Genomic DNA, 18,698 nt, shown 5'->3' on the forward strand with positions numbered 1-18,698 from the left:
CGCCCCCGCCCCCCCCCCCCCCCCCCCCCCCCCCCCCCCCCCCCCCCCGCCATCCCGCAGGAAACCAGCTTCTGCTGTGGCTTGGCTGTGGCTTGGCGTGGCTTGGGGGGGCAGGGCGCAGCCCTGCCGACAACCCCATTCAGGCAGGTAAGTGCAGGTCACAGGATAAGCAGACGCCTTGTTGCGCGGCAGCTTCGGGTCCACATTCCTGACAGGAGACGGGCAATCGGCCCGTTGCCGAGACAACAGGAGCCCTGCATGTCCGCTGCCCCCGCCATTGCGATTTCCCTCGATCCGGCCACCGGCCAGGAAATCGCCCGCCATCCTTTCGTTACCGACGCCGAGCTGGAGGTGATCCTCGATCGAGGCCAGGCCGGCTTTGCCGCCTGGAGTGCGCAGTCGCTGGAGCAGCGCGCCGATGCCCTGCGTGCGATGGCCGCGGTCCTGCGCCGCGACCGCGAATCGCTTGCGGCGCTGGCCACCGCCGAGATGGGCAAGGTCCATGCCGAATCGTTGGCCGAAATCGAGAAGTGCGCGGTGCTCTGCGAGTGGTATGCGGATAACGGCGCACAGTACCTGCGCGACGAGCCGACGCTGGTTCCCGATGACAAGGCCTACGTGTCCTACCTGCCACTGGGCGTGGTGCTGGGCATCATGCCGTGGAATTTCCCGTACTGGCAGGTGATGCGCGCAGCGGTGCCGATCCTGATGGGAGGCAATGGTTTCCTGCTCAAGCCGGCCGAGAACATCGTCGGTACCGCCCATCTGCTCGACGCCGCCTGGCGCGACGCGGGCCTGCCGGAAGGCACCTTCATCGCCGCCAACATCAGCCGTGAGGGCACCAGCCGTGCCATCGCCGATGACCGCATCGCAGCCGTCACCCTGACCGGCAGCGTCGGCGCAGGCCGCAGCATTGCCGCGCAGGCCGGGCAGGCATTGAAGAAGGTCGTGCTGGAACTGGGGGGCTCGGACCCCTTCATCGTGCTGGACGATGCCGACCTCGACGCGGCGGTGGATGCGGCACTCGCCTCGCGCTTCCAGAACACCGGACAGGTCTGCATCGCCGGCAAGCGCATCATCGTCGAGGACGGCGTGTACGACCGTTTCGTGGCGCAGTTCTGCGCGAAGGTGCAGGCGCTGACCGTCGGTGATGGCCGTGAACCGGGCAACCGCATCGGTCCCATGGCCCGGCAGGACCTGCTCGAGCAGCTCGATGCGCAGGTGCGTGCATCGGTAGAGGCCGGTGCGCAGCTGCTGGTCGGCGGTCATCAGCTGGATCGTCCGGGCAGCTTCTATGCCCCCACGGTGTTGGCCGGTGTCGAGCCGGGCATGCAGGCGTTCGATACCGAGACCTTCGGCCCGGTGGCTTCGATCAGCCGCGCACGCGATGCCGATCATGCGGTGGAGCTGGCCAACCAGAGCGAATTCGGCCTCAGCGGCAACCTGTGGAGCGGCGATCGCGAGCGCGCGATGCGGCTGGCACGCAGGCTGCAGACCGGCGGCGTGTTCGTCAACGGCTTCTCCGCGTCCGACCCGCGCGTGCCGATCGGTGGCGTGAAGAAGAGTGGCTTCGGCCGCGAGCTGTCGCATTTCGGCATCCGCGAGTTCGTGAACGCGCAGACCGTGTGGTTCGACCGTCGTTGACGCACGGCTTGCATCCTTCCTGTAACGATCCACCACCAGTCCAGTGAAGAGGGACGGCATTCCCATGTCCAAGGGTTCAGATCTGCTTGTCGCGGCGCTCGAGAACGAGGGCGTCGAACGTATTTTCGGTATTCCCGGCGAAGAAAACCTCGATGTCGTCGAGTCGCTGCGCCATTCCAGCATCGAGCTGGTCATCACCCGCCATGAGCAGGCGGCGGTGTTCATGGCGGCCACCTATGGACGCCTGACCGGCAAGCCGGGCGTGTGCCTGGCCACGCTCGGCCCGGGTGCCCTCAACTTCACCACCGGTGCGGCCTACGCGCTGCTGGGCGCATGGCCGGTGATCATGATCACCGGGCAGAAGGGCATCGTCGCCAGCAAGCAGGCGCGCTTCCAGATCGTCGACATCGTCAGCACGATGAAGCCGCTGACCAAGCAGGCGCGGCAGATCGTATCGGCGCGCACCATCCCGACCATCGTCCGCGAGGCATTCCGTGTCGCGCAGGAAGAACGTCCGGGCCCGGTCCTGCTGGAACTGCCGGAGGACATCGCGGCCACTGAAGTCGAGGATGTGGCATTGATCCCGACGCATGCGGTGGATCGACCGATCGCCAGTCCCGAGGCGCTCGATCGCGCCGCGCAGATCATCCGCAATGCGAAGCGTCCGCTGCTGATGATCGCCTCCGCGGCGTCACGGCCGCAGTCCAGCGACGCGCTGTCAGCCTTCGTACTGCGTGCCGGCATTCCCTTCTTCACCACGCAGATGGGCAAGGGTGCGGTGGCGGGCGGATCAGGCCTGTACATGGGGACCGCCGCGCTGACCGAACGCGACTATGTGCACATGGCCATCGACCAGGCCGACGTGATCGTCACCATCGGCCATGAAGTGACCGAGAAGCCGCCTTTCGTGATGCGGCCCGGCGGACCGACCGTCATCCACATCGGCTATTCGCAGGCGGCGGTCGAGCAGGTCTACTTCCCGCAGGTGGAGGTGATCGGCGATATCGGCCGTTCGCTGACCCAGCTGGCCGACCGCATCGAAGGCCAGGTGGCCCATGCCGATGCGCTGCTGCCGCTGCGGGCCACCATCCTCGACCATCTCGCCGACCGTGCCGAAGAGGCCCGGTTCACCCCGCAGCGGCTGGTCCACGACGTGCGCCGGGTGATGCCGCCCGACGGCATCGTGGCGCTGGACAATGGCATGTACAAGATATGGTTCGCGCGCAATTACCGCACCCAGGTAGCCAATACGCTGCTTCTGGACAATGCGCTTGCCACGATGGGCGCGGGCCTGCCTTCGGCGATCATGGCCTCGATCCTGTACCCGCAGCGCCGGGTGCTGGCGGTGTGTGGCGACGGCGGCTTCATGATGAACAGCCAGGAGCTGGAAACCGCGCGGCGGCTGGGGCTGAACCTGGTGGTGCTGATCCTCAACGATGGTGCCTACGGCATGATCCGCTGGAAGCAGGCGGTGGATGGCTTCACCGACTATGGGATGACCTTCGGCAATCCGGACTTCGTCAGGTATGCCGAGGCCTATGGTTGCAAGGGCCACGAAGTGACGGCCATCGAGCAGCTCATCCCGACGCTGGAGGCGGCGTTCAACGAAGGCGGGGTGCACCTGGTGTCGGTGCCGATCGACTATGCGGAGAACGAGCGGGTGCTGGTGGATGAATTGCGGCAGGCGTTCCCCGGGAATGCCTGAGGTAGCGCCGGGCCACGCCCGGGGATTCCTGCCGACTGACCGCCGGGCATGGCCCGGCGCTACCTGGCCGTGGGCGCCGGCCAGGGCCGGGGCAGGGTGGTTTTGCTATGCTGTGCAGCCGGCCGTGCCGGGCGCAAGACTCCCCCAACTACACGATTCCCGCAGATCCATGAGCGAAGCTACCGAAACCCCTTCCGTCGACGAAAACAAGTTGATCGCCGAGCGCCGCGAGAAACTCAAAGCGCTGCGCGGGCAGGGGATCGCGTACCCGAACGACTTCCGTCGCGAGGACTTCGCCGGCCAGCTGCAGGACGAGTACAGCGACGCCGAAACCTGGACCGCCGAGGCCCTGGAAGCCAATGGCCGCCAGGTGCGCATGGCCGGACGCCTGATGGCCAAGCGCATCATGGGCAAGGCCAGCTTCGCCCAGATCCAGGACGAGTCCGGCCGCATCCAGCTGTTCCTGCAGGGCGCGGCCCTGGGCGATGACTACGCTGCTTTCAAGGGCTGGGACGTGGGTGACATCATCGCCGTCGAGGGCGGCCTGACCCGTACCCGCACCGGTGAACTGTCGGTCAAGGCCGCAACGATCCGACTGCTGACCAAGTCGCTGCGTCCGCTTCCGGACAAGTGGCATGGCCTGGCCGACGTCGAGCAGCGCTACCGCCAGCGTTACGTCGATCTGATCGTGACCCCGGAGTCGCGCGCGGTGTTCATCAAGCGCTCGAAGATCATCCGTGCCATGCGCGCGTGGCTGGACAACCGCGACTTCCTCGAAGTCGAGACGCCGATGATGCATTACATCCCCGGCGGTGCGGCGGCCAAGCCGTTCACCACCCATCACAACGCGCTGGACCTGGACCTGTACCTGCGCGTAGCGCCGGAGTTGTACCTGAAGCGCCTGACCGTCGGTGGCCTGGAGCGGGTGTACGAAATCAACCGCAATTTCCGCAATGAAGGCGTCAGCACCCGGCACAACCCGGAGTTCACCATGATGGAGCTGTACGAGGCCTACGCCACGTACAACGAGATCATGGACCTGACCGAAGGCGTGATCCGGGACGTGGCCAGGACGGTGAACGGCACTACCGAAGTGGAGTGGGACGGCGCGAAGATCGATCTCGGCCCGGCGTTCCGCCGCTGGCGGATGGACGAGGCCGTGCGGCACCACAATCCGGAGATCTCCGCTGCCGACTGCACCGACCGCGAAGCGCTGCTGCGGCACTGCGAGCGCCTGAAGATCAAGGTCAAGCCGTCCTACGGCTGGGGCAAACTGCTGCTGGAGATCTTCGAAGCCACCGTCGAGCACACCCTGATCCAGCCCACCTTCATCACCGATCATCCGGTGGAGGTCTCGCCGCTGGCGCGTGCCAACGACAACGACCCCGGCTACACCGATCGCTTCGAGCTGTTCGTGAACGGCAAGGAGCTTGCCAACGGCTTCTCCGAGCTGAACGACCCGGAGGATCAGGCCCAGCGTTTCCAGGCCCAGGTGGCCGCCAAGGAGGGGGGCGATGACGAGGCCATGCACTACGATGCCGACTACATCCGCGCGCTGGAGTACGGCATGGCGCCGACCGGCGGCCTCGGCATCGGCGTCGACCGCCTGGTGATGCTGCTGACCGGCAGCAGCTCCATCCGCGACGTGCTGCTGTTCCCGTACATGCGTCCGGAGCACTGAGCCGGGGTTTTGTGACTCCCGTTTGTGCGCGCCGTCCCGAAACGGGACGGCGCAATTGACGTCTCTGGCACTCGGCGTATCGTAATTGCACTACCTTGACGCCGGCTATGGCTTGATCGGTGACGGGGAAGAGCGCAATGTGGAGAGCCCGCTTCACAATGTGACCACGATCATGAACCGGGACGCATGACACGGGAGTCAGTCCGATGCAGGGTGCCAGCGTGCGCAGCGGCAGCGTTTCCACGCCTGCTGATGACCAAGCGTGGTCGAGAAACCAGGCGGAGTACACGTTGAACATCGTCATCGTCGATGACCAGACCTCCGCGCGGACGATGCTGCGGCACGTCATCGAGGACATTGCGCCGGAACTGAGCGTGCATGACTTCGGCGATCCCCTGACCGCGCTGGCCTGGTGCGAATCGCACCCGGTCGACCTGCTGCTGCTCGACTACCGCATGCCGGAAATGGACGGGCTGGAATTCGCCCGCCGCTTCCGGCGCCTGCCCAAACATCGCGACATCCCCGTGATCCTGATCACCGTGGTGGGCGACGAGCCGATCCGGCAGGCCGCGCTGGAGGCAGGCGTGATCGACTTCCTGGTCAAGCCGATCCGCCCGCGCGAACTGCGGGCGCGCTGCTACAACCTGCTGCAGCTGCGCCAGCAGACCGAGAACGTGAAACAGCGCGCGCTGTCACTGGAACAGCGCCTGCTCGCCAGCATGCACGAGGTCGAGGAGCGGGAGCGCGAGACCTTGTCGCGATTGGCTCGTGCGATCGAGTTTCGTGACGCCGGCACCAGTGCCTACCTGGAGCGGATGGCCCGCGTGGCCGGGCTTATCGCCGAGCAGCTGGGCCTGCCGGAAGACGAGGTACGGCTGATCGAGATGGCGGCGCCCCTGCACGACATGGGCAAGATCGCCATACCGGATGCGGTGCTGCTCAAGCAGGGCAAGCTCAATGAAGAGGAGCTGGCGATCATGCGCCGTCACCCGCGCATCGGCCATGAACTGCTCAGCGGCAGCCAGAACCGCTTCATCCAGGTCGGTGCGCTGATCGCGCTGCGCCACCATGAACGCTACGACGGCAGTGGTTACCCCGATGGGCTGGTAGGCGAAGCGATTCCACTGGAAGCGCGCATCGTTGCCGTCGCCGATGTCTTCGACGCCCTGATTTCCCCGCGTCCATACAAGGAAGCCTGGACGATGGAAGCAACGCTGGCCTATCTGTATGCCCAGCGTGGCCGCCTGTTCGACCCCCGCTGCGTGGATGCGCTGCTGCGGGGCCGCCAGCAACTGCTGGACATCTGCGCGCAGCACTCGACGGCCTCCACGCGACCGGGTGGATGAGATGCAGGACCTGTTCGCACGGCTGAAGCGCCGGCTGTCGCAGCGGCCCGACTCCGAGCACGGGCAGGTGATAGTGCGGATCGCGCTGATCTCGCTGATCCTGGTTTACGTACTGCTGTCCGGGGCCCGGATGCATCGCCTGGAGCAGTACCAGGGCGTGCTCGTGACCGTGCTGACCGGGCTGTCGATATCCCTGCTGCTGTTCGCCTGGTTGCTGTGGAAGCCGGGGCGCTCCGATGCGCGCAGGGTGGTCGGCATGGTCGCCGACTATGGGTTGATGACGGTCGGCATGGTGCAGATGGGCGAGCCTCTGGCCTGGGTCTATGCGGTGGTGATGTGGGTCACGGTGGGCAATGGCCTGCGCTTCGGCAACCGCTACCTGGGCGTGGCGATCGCCATGGCCCTGGTCAGCTTCGGTACCACCGTGCTGTTGACACCCTACTGGCGTGACAACCCCAGCCTGGCCGTGCCCCTGTGGCTGGGCCTGGTGGCGGTTCCGCTGTGCTGCTCCTCCCTGTTGCGACGACGGATGCGACATCCCCCCATGGACACTCCTGCCGTTGAATCCTCCCCGGCCCGGTCGCTGCTGGCCCGGGTGAAGCAACGGCTGTCCGGACGCGAGGACAGCGAGCACGCGCAGAACCTGATCCGCATCGTGATCACCGCGCTGTTCATCAGCTATCTCGGCTGGCGCTACTTGAGCGCGGGTGGCGAGACGCTGACCACGACGTGGCTGATCCTCGCCTTCGAGCTGGCCATCTCGGCGGGCCTGCTGGTGGCGATCCTGGTCGATCCCGGGGTGTCACACGTCCGCCGCGTGATCGGCATGCTGACCGACTACACGTGCATGGCCTGGATCATGACCATCCAGGGTGAGCCGGCAGCTCCGCTGTACGCGGTGATGCTGTGGGTCACGATCGGCAACGGCATGCGCTACGGCAGCACCTACCTGCGGGTGGCAACCGCAATGGGGTGCCTGGCTTTCCTGTGTACCGTGATGCTGTCGCCCTACTGGCGCAGCCACGACTACCTCGGCTGGGGCCTGCTGCTGGGCCTGGGCGCGATTCCGCTGTACTTCGATTCGCTGCTGCATGCCTTGACCCGTGCGGTGGCCGAAGCGCGCCAGGCCAACGAAGCCAAGAGCCGTTTCCTGGCGAACATGAGCCACGAATTCCGTACGCCGCTCAACGGCCTGGCCGGCATGACCGAAGTGCTGGCCACCACGCGGCTGGATGAGGAGCAGCGCGAGTGCCTCAGTACCATCCAGGCGTCCACCCGCAGCCTGCTGGCGCTGGTGGAGGAGGTGCTGGACATCTCGGCGATCGAGGCCGGCAAGGTCCGGGTGGAATGGCATGAGTTCGCGCTGGCCGACGTGCTGCAGGCGATCAACCTGATCCTCACCCCGCAGACGCGTTCCAAGTCATTGGAGTATCGCGTCGACGTGGACGACAACGTTCCGCCACGGTTGTTCGGCGACGCCGGCCATCTGCAGCAGATTCTGCTGAATCTGATGGGCAACGCGGTGAAGTTCACCGACAGTGGCTTCGTCCATCTGCGTGTCAGCAGCCATGACGAGCGTGGCAGCGAGCGTGCCCGGCTGCGTTTCGAGATCCTCGACAGCGGCATCGGCGTACCCGTGGCCCTGCGCAGCCGCCTGTTCAACGCCTTCGAGCAGGCCGACGTCGGCCTCGCCCGCCGCCATGAAGGCACCGGACTGGGTACGGCGATCGCCAAGGGACTGGTCGAATCGATGGGCGGGCAGGTCGGTTACCTGCCGAACACGCCGCGCGGCAGCGTGTTCTGGGTGGAAATCGCGCTGGACGTGGCGCCGACGCCGGACGTGCAGGGCGAGCTGCCGGAGGGCGGCAACGTCATTGCGTTCTCCAATCCATTCCTGCGCCATCGGGCCCGTGTACGCAGCCTGCGGGTGCTGGTTGCCGATGACCATGCCGCCAACCGCATGGTGCTGCAGCGGTTGCTGGAGAAGGCCGGCCACAAGGTCACATGCGTCAATGGTGGGGTCGAGGTGCTCGACGCTCTCGAGCAGGCCAATTACGACGCAGCCATCGTTGATCTGCACATGCCCGGCATGAGCGGCCTGGACCTGCTCAAGCAGCTGCGGGTGATGCAGGCCAGTGGCCTGCCGTATGTGCCGGTGATGGTGCTCAGCGCCGATGTCACCCCGGAATCCATCCTGCGCTGTGAGCAGGCAGGTGCACGTGCATTCCTGGCCAAGCCGGTCGTCGCGACGCGTCTGCTGGAGGTGTTGGCCGATGTGGCCGCCAACACGCGTACCGAGCCGGGCATCCAGTCGGTACCGGCCATGGAGGTCGGTGACGGCGTACTCGACACCGCCGTGCTGGACGAGCTGGCGTCACTGGGCATGGGCGATGGCTTCGAACGCAAGTTCATCGACCAGTGCCTGGTCGATGTGGACGCGAGCATGGCGCAGATGCAGGCCTGTGGCGAGCGGCTGGACTGGGAGGACTTCCGCGAACACGCCCACGCCCTGCGTGGCGTGGCGAGCAACCTGGGCCTGGTCCAGGTTGCTGCCGCCAGTGGCGAGATGATGCGCATGGCCGACTGGCAATTGAAGGCCGAGTGGACAATGCGCCTGTCCAGCCTGGTAGGTGCACTGCGCATCGGCAGGAAAGCGCTGGCGTCCCGCGTCGCAGGCATCCAGCAACGCGACGACGGGGAACGCACGCCCTCCTGACCGCGAGGTCTGTCAGCCCGCCTCGCCATTGCGGCGGGCCTGGGCGCGGACCAGCCGGTCCATGGTCCGCAGCGACTTCTCGCCCAACTGCATGGCGGTGTCGACCCAGATCTCGGTGATGCGCATCATTTCGTGCAGCGGCACCATGGTGGCGATCTCGTTCACTTCGCGCATGGCCGCCCAGGCGTGCGGAATGCGCCGGCTGTCCCGGATCACCTGTTCGACCGCCGCAACGCCTTCGCCCACCGGCACGACGACATCCACCAGGCCCATGTCCTTCAACTGCCGGGCGGTGAAGAGGTTGCCCTCCAGCATGATCTTCTCGGCCAGCCGCGGGCTGACCCGCTGGCACAGGAAGGAGTAGGCGCCCATGCCCGGGAACAGGTCGAACAGCACCTCCGGCAGTCCCATCAGCACGCCTTCTTCGGCGACGATGGTATGGCAGCTAAGCGCGGCCTCGAAGCCGCCGCCCAGTGCATTGCCCTGGACCAGCGCGATGCTGTGGGCGCGTGCGCCCAGCCCGGCGTGGAACGCATGCACGCCGCGCACGCAGCGCTGCGCATAGTCGAGCAGGCGGGCACGGTCGCCCTCGCGGATCAGCCGGCAGAACAGTTCCAGGTCGCCGCCCAGGTTGAATACGTCACTATCGGAGGCCAGGACCACGTGAGGCGAGAGAACGTGGGCGGCACTGAGACGGTCTCCCAGTTCACGCTGATAGTCGACGATGTCGTCTACCAGGCGTGAGGCAAAGCACGGGCGGCCCGGCTGGTTGACCAAGTTGGCATGCATGTGGATCCAGTAGACATCCCGTTCGGTTTCCTCGGTGATGCGCAGGGTCGGGTGCTGCGACGGACGGGTGATGATGGGGCGTACTGCAGACATGGGTGTTCTCCGAGTGACCGTCCGGCCAACCGCAGAGCGGACGGAGAGATGGAATGTGAGGGAGTGGGCGGAACGTGCGGTGGCGAGTGATTCTATGCACCGCTCGTGAACCGCCTGCAAGCGGCCGCCGCCCGCGCTGGCCGCCAACGAAAAGGGCCCCCCCGTCGCCGGCGGGGCCCTGATCTGCGTCGAACCGTGGAAACCCTTACTGCGCGGGCGTATCGCGCAGCTCGCGACGGAGGATCTTGCCGACATTGGTCTTCGGCAGTTCCTTGCGGAACTCCACGATGCGCGGGTGCTTGTAACCGGTCAGATTTGCCCGGGCATGCTCCTTGACCATTTCGGCGGTCAGGTTCGGATCCTTCTTCACGATCACCACCTTGACCACTTCGCCGGACTTCTCGTCCGGCACGCCGACCGCGGCCACTTCCAGCACGCCGGGCATCATCGCGATGACGTCTTCGACCTCGTTCGGATACACATTGAAGCCGGACACCAGGATCATGTCCTTCTTGCGGTCGACGATGTAGAAGAAGCCCCGTTCATCCATCCTCGCCATGTCGCCGGTATGCAGCCAACCGTCACTGTCGATCGCCTGGGCGGTCTCTTCGGGGCGCTGCCAGTAGCCCTTCATCACCTGCGGGCCCTTGATGCACAGCTCGCCCACCTCACCCAGCGGCAGGATGTTGCCGTTGTCGTCCTTGATGCACGCATCGGTGGACGGGATCGGCAGGCCGATGGAGCCGTTGTACTCCGGCAGGGTAAGCGGGTTGATGCAGGCGGCCGGCGAGGTTTCGGTCAGGCCGTAGGCCTCGACCAACGTCACCCCGGTAACCTTCTTCCAGCGCTCGGCCACAGCGCGCTGCACCGCCATGCCGCCGCCCAGGGTGAACTTCACCGACGAGAAATCGATCTCATCGAAACCGGGCGTATTGAGCAGACCGTTGAACAGCGTGTTGACGCCGGTGATGGCGGTGAAGCGCGTGCCCTTGAGCTCCTTGACGAAGCCCTTCATGTCGCGCGGATTGGTGATCAGATGATTGCAGCCGCCGAACTTCATGAAGACCAGACCGTTCGCGGTCAACGCGAAGATGTGGTACAGCGGCAGCGCGGTGATGATCACTTCCTTGCCCGGCTCGATGCCGGAGGTCGACAGCCATGCCGAGGCCTGCTGCATGTTGGCGATCAGGTTGCGGTTGGTCAGCATCGCGCCCTTGGCGACGCCGGTGGTGCCGCCGGTGTACTGCAGGAACGCCACGTCGTCGTGGTCGATCTCGACCTCGGGCAGGGTGTGGCGGCTGCCGAGCTTGAGTGCCTGCTTGAAGCGGATGGCGCCCTTCACGTGATAGTTGGGCACCATCTTCTTGACGTACTTCAGCACGAAGTTGACGATCGCGCCCTTCGCGCCGAGCAGATCGCCCAGGCCGGTGGTGACCACCTGCCTGACCGGCGTGTCGGCGATGACCTGCTGGACGGTATCGCCGAAGTTGTCGACCACCACCAGCACCGAGGCGCCGGCGTCGACCAGCTGGTGCTTGAGTTCGCGTGCGGTATACAGCGGGTTGACGTTGACCACGGTCAGGCCCGCACGCAGCACGCCGAAGGTGGCGACCGGGTACTGCAGGCAGTTGGGCATCATCAGGGCGACGCGGTCGCCCTTCTTGAGCTTTAGCTCACCCAGCAGGTAGGCCGCGAACTGGTCAACCAGCGCATCGGTCTCGCCATAGGTGAGGACCTTGCCGAAACTGGAGTAGGCGGGGCGGTCGCGGTACTTGGCGACGGAGGCGTCGAAGACGGAGGCTACCGAATGGAATTCGTTGACGTCGATCTCGGCGGGAACGCCTTTCGGATAGCTCTGCAGCCAGGGACGATCCAGACTCATATTCCCCCTCCAGGAATCGTGATTGTTGGGTCCGACCCTGAGCGTACTGACAGCGGCCGGTCATTGCAGCATACCCCGCCGTAGGGGAAACGCGAAGAGGGCATCGCGCGACGGCCTGTGCGATCGCGTCAAATGCCGCCGGGCATGGCCCCGCGCCACCGAGCTGGCAGCGCTGGGCCATGCCCGGCGGGTGTTTCAGGGTGCGTGCGGTGCTCAGCTCTGCCTGCGCACCGGCGCACCATTGGCCTTGTAGTAGGGCGCGGTGCTGCGGGGCAGCGGCGCACGGCCGCGGATCACGTCGGCGAGCTTTTCGGCGATCATGATGGTCGGCGCGTTGAGATTGCCGGTCACCACCTGCGGCATGATCGAGGCGTCGACGATGCGCAGGGCCTCCAGACCATGCACGCGGCCCTGGCCGTCCACCACCGCCATCGGATCATCGGCGTGGCCCATCTTGTTGGAGCAGGACGGGTGGTATGCCGTTTCAGCATGCTCACGGACGAACGCGTCGATCTGTGCATCGGTCTGCAGTGCACTGCCCGGCGAAATCTCGCGGCCGCTGTATGGAGCCAGTGCCGGCTGCGCGAAGATCTCGCGGGTGATGCGGATCGCCGCGCGGAACTCGCGCCAGTCCTGGTCGTGCGACATGTAGTTGAACAGGATGCTCGGATGCTCGCGCGGATCCTTGGAGCGGACATGGATGCGGCCCCGGCTGGGCGAGCGCATCGAGCCGACATGCATCTGGAAGCTGTGTGCCTTGATCGGATTGGACCCGTTGTAGTTGATGGCCACCGGCAGGAAGTGATACTGCAGGTTTGGCCAGTCGAACTCGGCATCGCTGCGGATGAAGCCGCCGGCTTCGAACTGGTTGCTGGCGCCGATACCGGTGCCCAGGAACAGCCATTCAGCGCCGATTGCCGGCTGGTTGTACAGCTTCAGCGCCGGCGCCAGCGAGACCGGCTTCTTGCATTCGTACTGGAGATACATCTCCAGGTGATCCTGCAGATTGGCGCCGACGCCCGGCAGGTGATGCACCAGCTCGATGTCGAGGCTGCGCAGCAGATCGGCCGGGCCCACGCCGGAGCGCTGCAGGATCTGTGGCGAGGCGATGGCGCCGCCGCACAACAGCACCTCGCGGCGGGCAGTGGCACGCTGCGGCTGGTCGTTGCGCAGCCACTGCACGCCCACCGCGCGCTTGCCGGAGAACAGGATGCGGTCGGTCAGCGCGTGGGTGACGATGGTCAGGTTCGGGCGCGGCCTGGCCAGATCCAGATAGCCGCGGGCGGTGCTGGAGCGGCGGCCCTTCGGCGTGACCGTGCGGTCCATCGGGCCGAAGCCTTCCTGCTGGTAGCCGTTGAGGTCATCGGTGCGCGGATAGCCTGCCTGCACGCCGGCTTCAACCATGGCTGCGAACAGTTCGTTGTTGCCGGCCTTGGGGGTGGTCACCCGCAGCGGGCCATCGCCCCCGTGGTAATCGTTGGGGCCGATGTCGCGGGTCTCGGCCTTGCGGAAGTAGGGCAGGCAGTCCAGATAGGTCCAGTCGTCCAGGCCGGGCATGCTCGCCCAGTTGTCGTAGTCCATCGCGTTGCCGCGGATGTAGCACATGCCGTTGATCAGCGACGAACCGCCCAGGCCTTTGCCACGGCCGCAGTCCATGCGGCGGTTGTTCATGAAGGGCTCTGGATCGGTCTTGTAGGCCCAGTTGTAGCGCTTGCCCTGCAGCGGAAACGCCAGCGCCGCCGGCATCTGGGTGCGGAAGTCGAGCCGGTAGTCCGGGCCACCCGCTTCCAGCAGCAGTACGCTCACATCGGCATCTTCGGTCAGGCGGGTGGCCAGCACGTTGCCGGCCGAACCGGCGCCGATGATGATGTAGTCGTACTCGTTATGGGTGCTCATGGTTGTTCTCCTTCAGGCCGGGACACGCTGCAAACAGGCGTCCCGGCGGAATGTCGGATCGGCGCGGTGGCCGGACGAGGGGCGCGGCTCAGAACACGCTGGCGTAGTCGCCCAGTTCGACCTGCACCGACTTGATGCGGGTGTAGTGGCCCAGGGTCGAGAGGCCGTTCTCGCGGCCGACACCGGACTCCTTGTAGCCACCCACCGGCATTTCGGCTGGCGATTCGCCCCAGGTGTTGATCCAGCAGATGCCGGCTTCCAGGCGATGGATGATGCGGTGGGCGCGGCTGATGTCCTTGCTGACCACGCCGGCGGCGAGGCCGAAGGTGGTGTCGTTGGCGCGGCGGACCACTTCATCTTCGCTGTCATAGGCAAGGATGCTCATGACCGGCCCGAAGATCTCTTCCTTGACGATGGTCATGTCGTCGCGGCAGTCGGAGAACACGGTCGGCAGCACATAGGCGCCCTGGGCCAGCGTGCCGTCGGTGGCACGGCCGCCGCCGATCAGCAGGCGCGCGCCTTCGGTCTTGCCGCTTTCGATGTAGCGCAGCACGTTCTCCATGTGCGGGAAGCTGGTCAGCGGGCCGAAGTTGGTGCCCGCAGCCATCGGATCGCCGATGCGGATGCGCTTGACGCGCTCGACCACGGCGGCCTCGAACGCGGCCAGCATGCCGCGCGGCACAAACACGCGGGTGCCATTGGTGCACACCTGGCCGGAGCTGAAGAAATTGGCCATCACCGCGATGTCGGCGGCGCGGTCGAGATCGGCGTCATCGCAGATCACCAGCGGCGATTTGCCGCCCAGTTCCATGGTCACTTCCTTCAGCGAGGAGGAGGCGGCTGCAGCCATCACCTTCTTGCCGGTGGCCACGCCGCCGGTGAAGGAGATCTTCTCGATCACCGGATGTTCGGTGAGCCAGTTGCCGATTTCGCGACCGGGGCCCTGCACGACATTGAACACGCCGGCCGGCACGCCGGCTTCGGTGTAGATCTCGGCAAGCCGGATGGCGGTCAGCGGCGTGACCTCGGACGGCTTGAACACCATCGCATTGCCGGCGGCCAGTGCCGGCGCCGACTTCCACAGGGCGATCTGGATCGGGTAGTTCCAGGCACCGATGCCGGCGACCACGCCCAGCGGTTCACGGCGGGTGTAGAAGAAGCTGGATTCGCGCAGCGGCAGCTGGATGCCTTCGATGGCGGTCGCCAGGCCGGCGTAATACTCCAGCACATCGGCGCCGGTGACGATGTCCACCGTGGTGGTTTCCGCCAGCGCCTTGCCGGTATCGAGCGTTTCCAGGCGGGCCAGTTCGTCATTGCGCTCGCGCAGGATCTCCACGGCGCGGCGCAGGATGCGCGAACGTTCCATGGCGGTCATTGCCGCCCATGCCTTCTGGCCTTCGGTGGCGCTTTCGACGGCGCGTTCGACGTCGGCCTGGCTGGCGACCTGCACCTCGGCGATGACCTCACCGGTGGCGGGGTTGACCGTGGCGAAGGTCTTGCCGCTGGTGGCATCGACCCGGCGGCCATGGATGTAGAGCTGTTGGACGGGCAGGGTGGTCATGGGGCGTACTCCTCGAAAGGGGGCGGGAAGCTGAAAGCGCTTATAGCGCGTCGGCCTGCAACTGGAAGTCGATGTAGCCGTAGGCGATGCGTCGGGCCTTGTCAGCATCGAAGGCGCCGCCGACCAGGCTGCCGCGCAGCCAGAGGCCATCGATCATCGCGGCCAGGCCGCGGGCGGCGAGGCGTGCCTGTGGGCGTGGCAGCACGCGGTTGAACTGGTGGCACAGGTTGGAAAACAGGCGCTGGTCGTTGGCATGCTGCAGGCGCGCCAGTTCCGGCTGGTGCATGCTCGCGGCCCAGAAGGTGAGCCAGACACGCATCGCGGTGCCATTGATCTGGCTGTCATCGAAGTTGCCATCGACGATGGCGCGTAGCTGGTCGCGGGGATCGTCGCCGACCCCGGCCCGGCAGCGGGCGACCGCGTCCCGCAGTTCGCGCAGGATCTGCCGCATCGCAGCGTTGAGCAGGCCGTCCTTGTCGCCGAAGTAATGGGCGACGATGCCGCTGGACAGCCCGGCCTTCCTGGCGATGGTGGCGACGGTGGCATCGGCCATGCCCATCTCGTCGATGGTCTGGAAAGTGGCCCGGATCAACTGTTCGCGACGGACCGGCTCCACGCCCTTCTTCGGCATTGTCTCTCCACGGATTGCGACCCGAGGCGTCGGGTTGGCCATCATTATGCTTTTTATTGATTGAACGTTCAATCAATAAACCCTAGGATGCGCTCGCGCCCCACGCCATGGGCCCGGTTTCCCGGTCCGGCCCCGCCCATGTGCTCCTTCGGACTGATGAGACGATCCCATGTCTTCCCAGGCTCACCCCAAGCGCTCGCCCCTGCGCTTGAACCGCTTTGTCTTCCTCAGCTCCTCGGTGTCGATCGGCATTCTCGGGCTGCTCACCGTCCTCTATCCCGATGCCAGCGAGCACTGGCTGCAATGGGCGCAGGCCGAAGTCTCGGCTGCGTTCGGCGCGTGGTACATGCTGCTGGTCGTGCTGTGCCTGGGATTCGTGCTGTGGCTGGCGTTCTCGCCCTATGGCCGTATCCGCCTGGGCCACAACGAGGAATCGCCGGCCTTCGGCTACGTCGCGTGGGTGTCGATGCTGTTCTCGGCGGGTATCGGTATCGCATTGCTGTACTACGGTGCCTACGAGCCGCTGGACCATTTCCTCAACCCGCCGGGCCAGCCGGGCGGCACGGTGGCGGCCGGGCGCGAGGCGATGGTGCTGACCTTCCTGCACTGGGGCCTGCATGGTTGGGCGCTGTACGCGCTGGTCGGGGTGGCGCTGGGCTATTTCGCCTATCGCCGCAACCTGCCGCTGGCATTGCGCTCGGCGCTGTATCCGATCTTCGGTGAGCGCATCCATGGCCGCATCGGCGACATGGTCGATGGCTTCGGCATTCTCGCCACGCTGATCTCCATGGTCACCAATCTCGGCATCGGTGCGCTGGTGGTGCAGTCCGGCCTGGTCTATCTGTTCCACATCCCGGACACACCGCAGGTGCTGGTCGCGATCGTGCTGGTGATGATGGTGGTGGCCACCATCGGCGTGGTGGCGGGGGTCGAGAAGGGCATCGCCTGGCTGTCCAACCTCAACGTGCGCCTGTTGTGCGCGCTGTTGCTGTTCGTGCTGGTTACCGGCCCGACCCTGCATCTGTTCGATGGCCTGGTGCAGAACACGGGCGACTATCTCGGCGCATTCGTGCGCAAGAGCTTCGACATGTATCTCAACGATCCGCAGGGCCGCGCCTGGATGGGTTCCTGGACGCTGTTCTACTGGGCGTGGTGGATCGCCTGGGCGCCGTTCGTGGGCCTGTTCGTGGCACGCATCTCGCGCGGCCGCACCATCCGCGAGGTAGTGATGGGCGTGCTGTTGATACCGCTCGGCTTCACGCTGGCGTGGCTGTCGATCTTCGGCAACACCGCCATCGACCTGGTGCTCAACCATGGCCAGGCGGTGCTGGGGCAGGTGGCGCAGCACGATGCAGCGATGACCCTGTTCAAGCTGCTGGAGTACCTGCCCGGCGCACCCTATGTAGCCGGTGCCGCAGTGGTGATCGGTTTCGTACTGTTCCTGACCCCGGTCGATTCGGGCACGCTGATGATCGCCAACCTGTGCACCCGCCGTGTCGACGACGGGGTGGAGGATGGTCACGATGCGCCGATCTGGCTGCGCGTGTTCTGGGCGGTGGGCATCACCGTGGCCAGCATCGGCCTGCTGCTGGCGGGCAACTTCAGCGCGATGCAGACGGCCGTGGTCCTGTGCGGTCTACCGTTCTCGTTCACCCTGGCGTTCTACATGCTGGGCCTGCTGCGCGCATTGCGCACCGATCCGGACGCGCCGCGGCGCTGAGCGCACTGCCGGCCCTTGGCATTACAGGCGCAGGGCGGCTTCCAGCAGAGCTGTCGCCCATGGGGGCGTGCGCTGCAGCTGCTGCAGGTCATCGGCGGCCGGCCATTGCAGGTGGCCGTCCTCCATCTGCAGCAGCAGCTGTGGATCGGGCACGGCCTCGCCCGGCGCGGCGTCGGCGCTGTTGTCGTAGACCTGCAGCTGCGCCAGCACCGGCATCAGCCCGATCAGGTTCTGCTGCGCCAACGGCCAGCGGCGGCGGATGTCGACTTCGGAAATGGGGTGGCCACCGGCCTGCACCCGTGCGCGTACCCGGGCGATGTGCTGCTCCGGGCTGGACAGTCCACAGAACCACATCAGCACGTCATGGGTGCGGCTGGCCTCACGCAGCAGGGCGGTGATCGAGTTGCCCCCCAGCGTGGTCTCGAAGGCATGGTTGCGGGCGTGATCCAGGGCGTCGCGGATACGGTTGACACCCTCCTGCCAGGCTTCGGCATTGGCCTCCAAGGGGTCCAGGCCGGCCCGCTCGCGCAGCCCGCGGGCGAACGTATCGGGGTTGAACCATTCCAGGCCGGCTTCGCGCAGCACGTGGCCACCCACCGAACTCTTGCCGGCGCCATTGACGCCGGCAAGCACATACAGGAACGGGCGTGGCATCAGTGGCCCGTGCCCGCCTTGACCTGGCCCTTCAGGCGGGCAGGGCGACGCAGCAGCGCGCGTGCAGCATCACCGGCCTGGGCGTGCTGCAGCACCGCCAGGCGCTGGTCGAAGCCGGCACGCAGATCCGCCAGGGCCGGGTCCTGCCCACGCAGTTCCTCCAGCGAGCTTTCCAGCGCTTCGACCTTGGCCTGCAGCGCACGGTACTGCTCGATGGAAACGATCACCGCCTGCGGTTCGTTGTGATTGGTGACCACCACCATGTGCTGGTCGCGCACTTCCTGCATGACCTTGCGCCAATGTTCCTTCACCGACGAGGCGGTGGTGTGGGTCAGCTCGTTGATCGGGTCGAAGCGGACGGGGGCGTGCAGCATGGCGGT

At 66.0% G+C, this 18,698-nt stretch carries 13 protein-coding genes; 6 read left to right on the forward strand and 7 right to left on the reverse strand.

Features of this window, described 5'->3' with window-relative positions:
* Nucleotides 1-258: 258 nt before the first annotated feature.
* The 5 genes from ACVOME_RS09155 to ACVOME_RS09175 all read left to right on the forward strand — a co-directional run bounded on the left by ACVOME_RS09155 (nucleotide 259) and on the right by ACVOME_RS09175 (nucleotide 9,092).
* Nucleotides 259-1,644, forward strand: a complete 1,386-nt coding sequence (locus ACVOME_RS09155) for an NAD-dependent succinate-semialdehyde dehydrogenase (protein WP_053520219.1) — start codon at nucleotides 259-261, stop codon at nucleotides 1,642-1,644.
* Nucleotides 1,645-1,708: 64 nt separating this feature from the next.
* Complete coding sequence (locus ACVOME_RS09160) at nucleotides 1,709-3,349, forward strand: acetolactate synthase large subunit (RefSeq protein ID WP_478053771.1); 1,641 nt, start codon at nucleotides 1,709-1,711, stop codon at nucleotides 3,347-3,349.
* Nucleotides 3,350-3,518: 169 nt separating this feature from the next.
* Nucleotides 3,519-5,030 (forward strand): lysine--tRNA ligase, encoded by a 1,512-nt coding sequence (gene lysS / locus ACVOME_RS09165; RefSeq protein WP_053520221.1) that lies wholly within the window; start codon nucleotides 3,519-3,521, stop codon nucleotides 5,028-5,030.
* Between the two features lie 206 nt (nucleotides 5,031-5,236).
* Complete coding sequence (gene rpfG, locus ACVOME_RS09170; RefSeq protein ID WP_053520222.1) at nucleotides 5,237-6,376, forward strand: cyclic di-GMP phosphodiesterase response regulator RpfG; 1,140 nt, start codon at nucleotides 5,237-5,239, stop codon at nucleotides 6,374-6,376.
* A gap of 1 nt (nucleotide 6,377) precedes the next feature.
* On the forward strand, nucleotides 6,378-9,092 hold the full coding sequence (locus ACVOME_RS09175) for a response regulator (protein ID WP_080375356.1): 2,715 nt from the start codon (nucleotides 6,378-6,380) through the stop codon (nucleotides 9,090-9,092).
* 12 nt (nucleotides 9,093-9,104) lie between these two features.
* Here the strand turns inward: ACVOME_RS09175 and rpfF are convergent, their stop codons facing one another.
* From rpfF to betI, 5 genes are all read right to left on the reverse strand, one after another.
* Nucleotides 9,105-9,974: a diffusible signal factor synthase RpfF gene (gene rpfF / locus ACVOME_RS09180; RefSeq protein WP_053520223.1), complete on the reverse strand. Its 870-nt coding sequence runs from the start codon at nucleotides 9,972-9,974 to the stop codon at nucleotides 9,105-9,107.
* 205 nt (nucleotides 9,975-10,179) lie between these two features.
* Nucleotides 10,180-11,856: a long-chain fatty acid--CoA ligase gene (locus tag ACVOME_RS09185; protein WP_279942280.1), complete on the reverse strand. Its 1,677-nt coding sequence runs from the start codon at nucleotides 11,854-11,856 to the stop codon at nucleotides 10,180-10,182.
* A gap of 213 nt (nucleotides 11,857-12,069) precedes the next feature.
* On the reverse strand, nucleotides 12,070-13,752 hold the full coding sequence (betA, locus tag ACVOME_RS09190; protein WP_481505006.1) for a choline dehydrogenase: 1,683 nt from the start codon (nucleotides 13,750-13,752) through the stop codon (nucleotides 12,070-12,072).
* A gap of 88 nt (nucleotides 13,753-13,840) precedes the next feature.
* On the reverse strand, nucleotides 13,841-15,313 hold the full coding sequence (gene betB, locus ACVOME_RS09195; RefSeq protein WP_111186108.1) for a betaine-aldehyde dehydrogenase: 1,473 nt from the start codon (nucleotides 15,311-15,313) through the stop codon (nucleotides 13,841-13,843).
* A 40-nt stretch (nucleotides 15,314-15,353) separates the two neighbouring features.
* Entirely contained in the window at nucleotides 15,354-15,944 is a 591-nt protein-coding gene (gene betI / locus ACVOME_RS09200; protein WP_053520388.1) for a transcriptional regulator BetI, read from the reverse strand.
* Between the two features lie 169 nt (nucleotides 15,945-16,113).
* On the opposite strand from betI, the gene ACVOME_RS09205 reads away from it, so the two are divergent.
* Nucleotides 16,114-17,664 carry a BCCT family transporter gene (locus tag ACVOME_RS09205; RefSeq protein ID WP_111186107.1) on the forward strand — a complete coding sequence of 517 codons (1,551 nt, stop codon included), beginning with the start codon at nucleotides 16,114-16,116 and terminating at the stop codon, nucleotides 17,662-17,664.
* A 21-nt stretch (nucleotides 17,665-17,685) separates the two neighbouring features.
* On the opposite strand, the gene ACVOME_RS09210 is transcribed toward ACVOME_RS09205, so the two are convergent.
* A complete protein-coding gene (locus ACVOME_RS09210) occupies nucleotides 17,686-18,318 on the reverse strand; it encodes an ATPase (RefSeq protein WP_481505007.1) in 633 nt (210 codons plus the stop codon).
* A complete protein-coding gene (locus ACVOME_RS09215) occupies nucleotides 18,318-18,692 on the reverse strand; it encodes a type II toxin-antitoxin system Phd/YefM family antitoxin (protein WP_053520391.1) in 375 nt (124 codons plus the stop codon). Before ACVOME_RS09215 ends, ACVOME_RS09210 begins: the two co-directional genes overlap by 1 nt.
* Nucleotides 18,693-18,698: the final 6 nt, after the last annotated feature.

It is taken from the genome of Stenotrophomonas sp. STEN008, from assembly GCF_056760435.1.

Bases quoted from the DNA above. Each gene is read 5' to 3' on its own strand.
- betB (WP_111186108.1), bottom strand. From the start codon at position 15,313: ATGACCACCCTGCCCGTCCAACAGCTCTACATCCATGGCCGCCGGGTC.
- lysS (WP_053520221.1), top strand. From the start codon at position 3,519: ATGAGCGAAGCTACCGAAACCCCTTCCGTCGACGAAAACAAGTTGATC.
- ACVOME_RS09185 (WP_279942280.1), bottom strand. From the start codon at position 11,856: ATGAGTCTGGATCGTCCCTGGCTGCAGAGCTATCCGAAAGGCGTTCCC.
- ACVOME_RS09205 (WP_111186107.1), top strand. From the start codon at position 16,114: ATGTCTTCCCAGGCTCACCCCAAGCGCTCGCCCCTGCGCTTGAACCGC.
- ACVOME_RS09160 (WP_478053771.1), top strand. From the start codon at position 1,709: ATGTCCAAGGGTTCAGATCTGCTTGTCGCGGCGCTCGAGAACGAGGGC.
- ACVOME_RS09215 (WP_053520391.1), bottom strand. From the start codon at position 18,692: ATGCTGCACGCCCCCGTCCGCTTCGACCCGATCAACGAGCTGACCCAC.
- ACVOME_RS09210 (WP_481505007.1), bottom strand. From the start codon at position 18,318: ATGCCACGCCCGTTCCTGTATGTGCTTGCCGGCGTCAATGGCGCCGGC.
- ACVOME_RS09175 (WP_080375356.1), top strand. From the start codon at position 6,378: ATGCAGGACCTGTTCGCACGGCTGAAGCGCCGGCTGTCGCAGCGGCCC.
- rpfF (WP_053520223.1), bottom strand. From the start codon at position 9,974: ATGTCTGCAGTACGCCCCATCATCACCCGTCCGTCGCAGCACCCGACC.
- betI (WP_053520388.1), bottom strand. From the start codon at position 15,944: ATGCCGAAGAAGGGCGTGGAGCCGGTCCGTCGCGAACAGTTGATCCGG.
- betA (WP_481505006.1), bottom strand. From the start codon at position 13,752: ATGAGCACCCATAACGAGTACGACTACATCATCATCGGCGCCGGTTCG.
- rpfG (WP_053520222.1), top strand. From the start codon at position 5,237: ATGCAGGGTGCCAGCGTGCGCAGCGGCAGCGTTTCCACGCCTGCTGAT.
- ACVOME_RS09155 (WP_053520219.1), top strand. From the start codon at position 259: ATGTCCGCTGCCCCCGCCATTGCGATTTCCCTCGATCCGGCCACCGGC.